The organism is Corynebacterium sp., from assembly GCF_030826625.1.
Taxonomy (GTDB): Bacteria; Actinomycetota; Actinomycetes; order Mycobacteriales; family Mycobacteriaceae; genus Corynebacterium.
Genome location: NZ_JAPJNQ010000052.1, coordinates 1 through 5,827, shown reverse-complemented (window position 1 = coordinate 5,827; position 5,827 = coordinate 1). Strand labels below are relative to the sequence as shown.

Genomic DNA, 5,827 nt, shown 5'->3' with positions numbered 1-5,827 from the left:
GGGCATGTGGGCCATGACCGAGCTGATGGCAGACATGCTGGAGAAAAAGATTGGCCAGCTGAAAGAAGGCGCATCAACCGCGTGGGTCCCATCACCTACCGGCGCAACTTTGCACGCCACCCACTACCACCACGTCAACGTTCCGCAGGTACAGGAAGAATTCCGTAAGGCCGGCGAACGCGACAACTTCCACAACCTTCTGACCGTCCCGGTTGCTAAAAACCCAGACTGGTCCGATGAGGTGAAGAAAGAAGAAGTCGACAACAACTGCCAGTCCATCCTGGGCTATGTTGTCCGCTGGGTAGAACAGGGTGTTGGTTGTTCCAAGGTCCCAGACCTTTACGACGTCTCCCTGATGGAAGACCGCGCTACCCTGCGTATTTCTTCCCAGCTGCTGGCTAACTGGATTGAGCACGACGTCGTTAGCCGCGATTTCGTCGAGCAGGAGCTGCAGAAGATGGCAGAGGTCGTCGACAAGCAAAACGCTGGCGACGACGCCTACCGCAACATGGCTCCGAACTTCGACGAGTCGGTGGCGTTCCAGGCGGCTCGCGACCTGATTTTCAAGGGCACCGAGTCTCCATCCGGATACACTGAGCCGATCTTGCACGCTCGTCGTCGTGAGTTCAAAGCGAAAAACAAGTAATTGGTAATTGTGCGCGAGCCCGGTGCACGCAAGCCCAGCACTAAGCGCTAAGGCACCGCGGCTCGCAGCACTCTAAAGCTAAGGCCCAGGCTTCTTCATGATGAAGCGCCTGGGCTTTGTGCGTCTTCTTGTGCTAATGCCGGGCCAGAAATTACTAGCCTCGGAATTATTAGGCTAGGAATGTCGGCAGCGCCACCATCGCCAAAAGAAACACAGTAAAGATTCCTGCGATCCACCAGGCAGCGCGGTGCGCAAAATTTAGCGTGAAATTCATCCCCGATTCCAGTTCAACCCATAATTTCGGGTTATCCGGGTTGTGATAAAACAATCCGTATTTGAGCTTGTCTCGGGGATCGTCCGGTGGATAGTGCTCATCCAATTCCTGCATGATCCGCGCGCTGCGCACCACAATGCCGAAACCGACTGCGAGAAACGCACCGATAAGCAACCAAATGGCAATTGCCCCGGTGCCCACAACAGGAAACTCAAACAATCCGGCGGTGATGCTGACCAACAGCACCACCACGAGCGCGAAGCTAAACTTGCCCAACATCGGCTGCATCAGCTGCACCAGTAAACGCTGCCGATTAATCGCACGTTCTGGTTTATCGTGCAAGCCATCTTTGGTCTGGTTCGCGATTCCCACCAGAAACCCGCCAGCTCCCGCGCATACTGCCGTAGTAATCGCTGGCCCAAGGCCAACGTGGGCTATCGCTGCCGGAAAAGATTTCGCACTAAAACCATCTGCCGTCCCCGAAGCATCGAAGTGCGTAAACATCGGGTCTGGCACGGCATGCCAGTTAATCCAAATAAAACCCAGCGTGGCAACAATGACTGCTGTACACGCTAGGTACCAGCCGAACTGAAATTTCGGGGGTGGCAGACGGTCGGCTTTGTGACCATCGGTGTCACCGGAGGAGTGCACGGATCGCCTCCACATCAACCTCGGAGACCGCATCCGGCCGGAACTGCGGTTCGTCGTCTTTATCAACCAGCACGCAGCGCACGCCCTCGTCGAAATCCGGACGGCCGCGTAGATATTCACCAACTCGGTATTCGTTATCCAAGGCGTCGGCAAGCGAATCAACCTGGGCGTTCGCCCGGAAGATTTCCGCAGCTGCCACCAGCGAGGTCGGCGATGCATGCTGGAACGTTTCATTGACGCTTGCGACGAATTCTTCGTTGTCGCAGTTTTCCAGTGCGGCTACTACTTCTTCCCAGGTGTCGTGCGCGAATACATCCTCGATGGTCTCGATGTGCTCTGCCAACGGCGCGGTATCCGGGTTGGTGGTGGCGAACTTCTCTAGTGCAGCTGCGTAGCCGGATTCGATAACTGCTTCACGGAACCTATCTGCATCGTCGGAAGCGATCTGGTGGGTAGCATAGCCGGTCCAGAGCAGATCCGCGGCCTTCATGCGATAGGCGGTCGTCGCCAGGTACAGCGCCAAGGCACGAGACGCCTTGCCTCGAGAGCCGACCATGCGCTGGAAGAAATAGGTCATGCCCACGTCGGTGATAAAGCCAATGAGCATTTCTGGCATCGACACAAAGGTCTTTTCGGTAACCACGCGGTGTGAACCGAAGGCACTAATGCCAGTTCCTCCGCCCATGACCACCCCATCCATGAGTGCAATGAACGGCTTCGGGAACTTATCGATGGCATCGTTGAGTGCATATTCTCTGTGGAAGAACTCGTCGACACCGGCCTTATTGCCCCCGAGACCTTGTTCACGTGCCGCGCGTACATCACCACCGGCGCAGAATCCCTTGGGATTGTTGGAATAAATCAGCACTTGTGCGACGGAATCATCCTCCGCCCACGATGAAAGCGCTTGGTGAATAATCTCCACCATCTCCAGGTTCAGGGAATTCAGCGCCTTCGGGCGATTGAGTTCAAGAATTCCCGTTCCATTGCGAACAGAAGTAATTACTTGGCGATCCTGTGCATCAGTCATAGCACCATTGTGGCACAGATAACGCAATAAAGTGAGGGCTGTAGCACTCCCGCTCCTCTACGGAGCCAGGATTAGTACTACAGCCCTCGGGTACAGCACGTAGTGTGAAAGCTACACTACGACTATTTGACCTGGAACTACTTGACCTGGAATTCAGCCATTTCGTCCCACTCGGTCTTGCCCTCGATCAGGGTGTTGATGATCTTCGGGGTTTCAACCAGGTACTTTGGCATCTCTTCAGTTGCACGCTGGAAGTGCTCAGAGGTGACGTGGGCTTCCGCACCATCATCGGTGAAGCCTTCTACCAGCATGAAGTGGTTGGCATCCTGAGGGTCGCGGTACCAGTCGAAGAACAGGTTCTTTTCTTCTGCCTGGGTAGCTTCCGTGAACCAGGAAACCTCTTCCAGGAAGTTTTCGGCGTGCTCTGGCTTTACTTGGTAAGAAACGTTAATCAAGATCATGTTCTTGATTATACGCTCAATTTAGTTGATGTGTACACATTGTTAGCGTGTGACTACACGCACTTAGTGCAAGAAAAATTCCGCCAAGTACACGTTGCCGTGCGCATCAACGCCCGAAACACCAAATCCCTTGCCATCACCAGTGCGGTTGGTCGGGTTGAGCAGCCAGGCGATACGCTGGGCAGCTTCCACCGGAGTCATGCGGTAGATATTGCCGGTACCACGATCGTGCGCAGTAATTCCGCGTCCTACGTTCCCGTGGAACTCCGCCTCGCCACGGGCGGCCTGGTTAGCCCAGTCCTGAGCAATACGTTGCGCCTGTTCATCGCGATGGTGGCCCATCGCCATGAGGTGAAACTTCGTGGCTTGCTCTAGACTCCACGACGCCACACCAGCGCTCGCTGCTGACGAGCCCGCCGTCAGAGCTTCAGCTCCCGGGAAGCTCCACGGTGCAGCCTGCGCGGATGCTGCTGTAGGGATTCCCGCGCCGATCACGGTGGTTGCTGCGAGCGCGGTGATAATTTTGCGTGAGATAGCCATGCCTTCATGGTGGCATAATCGGCGGTCAAAACGGTGCGCTTTAGCCAGCGTGTTTGGTTATCAACCGCAAAAGCTCATCTGCTCTAGCCAGCATCTAACTGATCGGCTAACTCCAACCATTCGGCTTCGAGCTCTTCGCGACGGCCAGCCAATGCAGTTTTTTCTGCATTGAGTTCCGTCAATCGTTGCGTATCAACGGCCTCGGCAGCGCTAGCCATTTTTTCATCAATCTGCGCCTCTGACTTCTCTAACTTGTCCATCTTGCGCTCCAGCGCACGCATCGACTTAGTAATCTCACGCTCTTGCTGGGCTGAGATACCAGGCTTGTCGACGCCGCCTGAGCCGCCAGACCCACCTGAGCCGCCTGAGCCACCAGCACCGTTGCTCCCACCAGTGGCGCCTGACCGAGAGGTCTCACCAACGGCGACATTTCCAGAGCCGGGATCATCAGCAGTACCCGCTGTGGCGAATCCCCCGGTCTTATTCGGCCCCAGATCCAGTGCCCCACGGCGCTCGCCGGCATCACTAGCCGCCCGTACCTGCAGATATTGCTCAATTCCACCCGGCAGGTGCTGCAGGTTTCCGTCGCCAAACAACGCATAAGCCGCATCGGTGATGCGCTCAATCAAATAACGATCGTGCGAGACCACGACCAACGTGCCCGGCCACTCATCCAACAGCGACTCCAGCTCTTGCAAGGTGTCGATATCCAAATCGTTAGTGGGCTCGTCGAGCAGCAATACATTCGGCTCACTCATCAATACCCGAGTCAGCTGCAACCGGCGCCGCTCGCCACCGGAGAGATCGCCCACCGGGGTGCGCTGGCGCTTCGGGCTAAATCCAAGACGTTCTGCCAACTGTGAAGCAGAAAGTTCCTTTTTGCCCATGTGCACATAGGTCGCGACGTCTTCGACAGCATCTAAAAGCCGCCGCTCCGGATCGAGATCATCGAGTTCCTGGCGCAACCATCCTAAACGCACGGTCTGGCCTTCGATGCGTTTACCAGCAGCTAGCCCATGTTCACCGGCTAGTGCGCGCAACAGTGTCGTCTTGCCGGAACCATTAACCCCAACCAAGCCGACGCGCTCGCCCGGTGCGAGTCGCCACGTCAGGTCGTCGACAAGCACCTGGCCGTCAGGCGTTTCCAGCCGCGCATTTTCTAATTCAATGACTTTCCGCCCCAGCCGCTGCTTGGAAAATGACATCAATTCCACGCTATTGCGCACCGGTGGAACGTCTTTGATCAGAGCCTCAGCAGCCGCGATTCGGTACTTAGGCTTCGAGGTACGCGCTGGTGCACCACGTCGCAGCCAGGCTAATTCTTTGCGTGCTAGGTTTTGCCTACGTTGTTCTGCCGCTTCTGCCTGACGCTGACGTTCGGCGCGAGCGAAAATCCAATCGTTGTAGCCGCCGTCGTAAACGTCTACGGTGCCGTCGTGGACTTCCCAGGTCAGCTGGGCGACGGTATCCAAAAACCAACGATCGTGAGTGACCACCAATACTGCTACTTTGCGGCGCAGCAGGTGATCTGCCAGCCACTGCACACCCTCAACATCGAGATGGTTGGTGGGCTCATCGAGAACAACCAAATCAAGATCCTGCACGAGCGCAGCCGCCAGGTTAACCCGACGTCGCTCCCCTCCTGACAATTGACCAACTGGCGTATCCAGCCCTAACTGGGCGACGCCGAGTCCACCAAGCACATCACGGACTTTCGCATTCGATGCCCATTCGAAGGTATCCAAGCCGAGTGGTTCCACGACTGTCTGGCCGATGGTGGCGTTAGGATCAAGCTCCGCACGCTGAGTGACCACAGCCATGCGCAAATCCGAGTTGCGTGCGACTCGTCCGCTATCAGGTTCCACCAGCCCGGTGAGCACCTCCAGCAGCGTGGTCTTTCCCCCACCGTTGACACCAACGACGCCAATGCGCTGGCCGGATTGCACGCCGAGCGAAACACCGTCGAGAAGCGTTTTCAGGCCGAATGATTGCGAGATATTTTCTGCATTTAACAGGTTCACCATAGTCATTCCATCTTAAATCACGCCGACTCTGGTTCACGCAGAGGTTTTTGCAGAGGGATTTCATTTTCATTACTGTGAATTTCATGAAACGCCGTATTTTTTCGACAGTGACCATGGCAGTAGCAACCTCCTTTGCGCTTGCTGCTTGCTCCAGCCCAGACGAAGACGCAACCAGCGCGGACCAAACCACCGCCACCTCCG

The 5,827-nt window shown here is 56.1% G+C and carries 5 protein-coding genes and 1 pseudogene; 1 reads left to right on the top strand and 5 read right to left on the bottom strand.

Features of this window, described 5'->3' with window-relative positions; genetic code table 11:
- Window positions 1–646 (top strand): annotated as a pseudogene (locus RCH87_RS07415) (malate synthase G); the annotation flags it as partial.
- Between the two features lie 169 nt (window positions 647–815).
- On the opposite strand, the gene RCH87_RS07410 reads toward RCH87_RS07415, so the two are convergent.
- The 5 genes from RCH87_RS07410 to RCH87_RS07390 form a co-directional block, all read right to left on the bottom strand.
- Window positions 816–1,571, bottom strand: coding sequence for a DUF1648 domain-containing protein (locus tag RCH87_RS07410; protein WP_284843310.1), 756 nt, complete (start codon window positions 1,569–1,571; stop codon window positions 816–818).
- A complete protein-coding gene (locus RCH87_RS07405) occupies window positions 1,555–2,601 on the bottom strand; it encodes an enoyl-CoA hydratase/isomerase family protein (RefSeq protein ID WP_306516076.1) in 1,047 nt (348 codons plus the stop codon). The genes RCH87_RS07410 and RCH87_RS07405 overlap by 17 nt, the downstream gene beginning before the upstream one ends.
- Before the next feature lie 137 nt (window positions 2,602–2,738).
- Window positions 2,739–3,062: a putative quinol monooxygenase gene (locus RCH87_RS07400; RefSeq protein WP_018121243.1), complete on the bottom strand. Its 324-nt coding sequence runs from the start codon at window positions 3,060–3,062 to the stop codon at window positions 2,739–2,741.
- Window positions 3,063–3,125: 63 nt separating this feature from the next.
- Entirely contained in the window at window positions 3,126–3,602 is a 477-nt protein-coding gene (locus RCH87_RS07395; protein ID WP_306516075.1) for a hypothetical protein, read from the bottom strand.
- A gap of 83 nt (window positions 3,603–3,685) precedes the next feature.
- Window positions 3,686–5,626 carry an ABC-F family ATP-binding cassette domain-containing protein gene (locus RCH87_RS07390; RefSeq protein ID WP_306516074.1) on the bottom strand — a complete coding sequence of 647 codons (1,941 nt, stop codon included), beginning with the start codon at window positions 5,624–5,626 and terminating at the stop codon, window positions 3,686–3,688.
- Window positions 5,627–5,827: the final 201 nt, after the last annotated feature.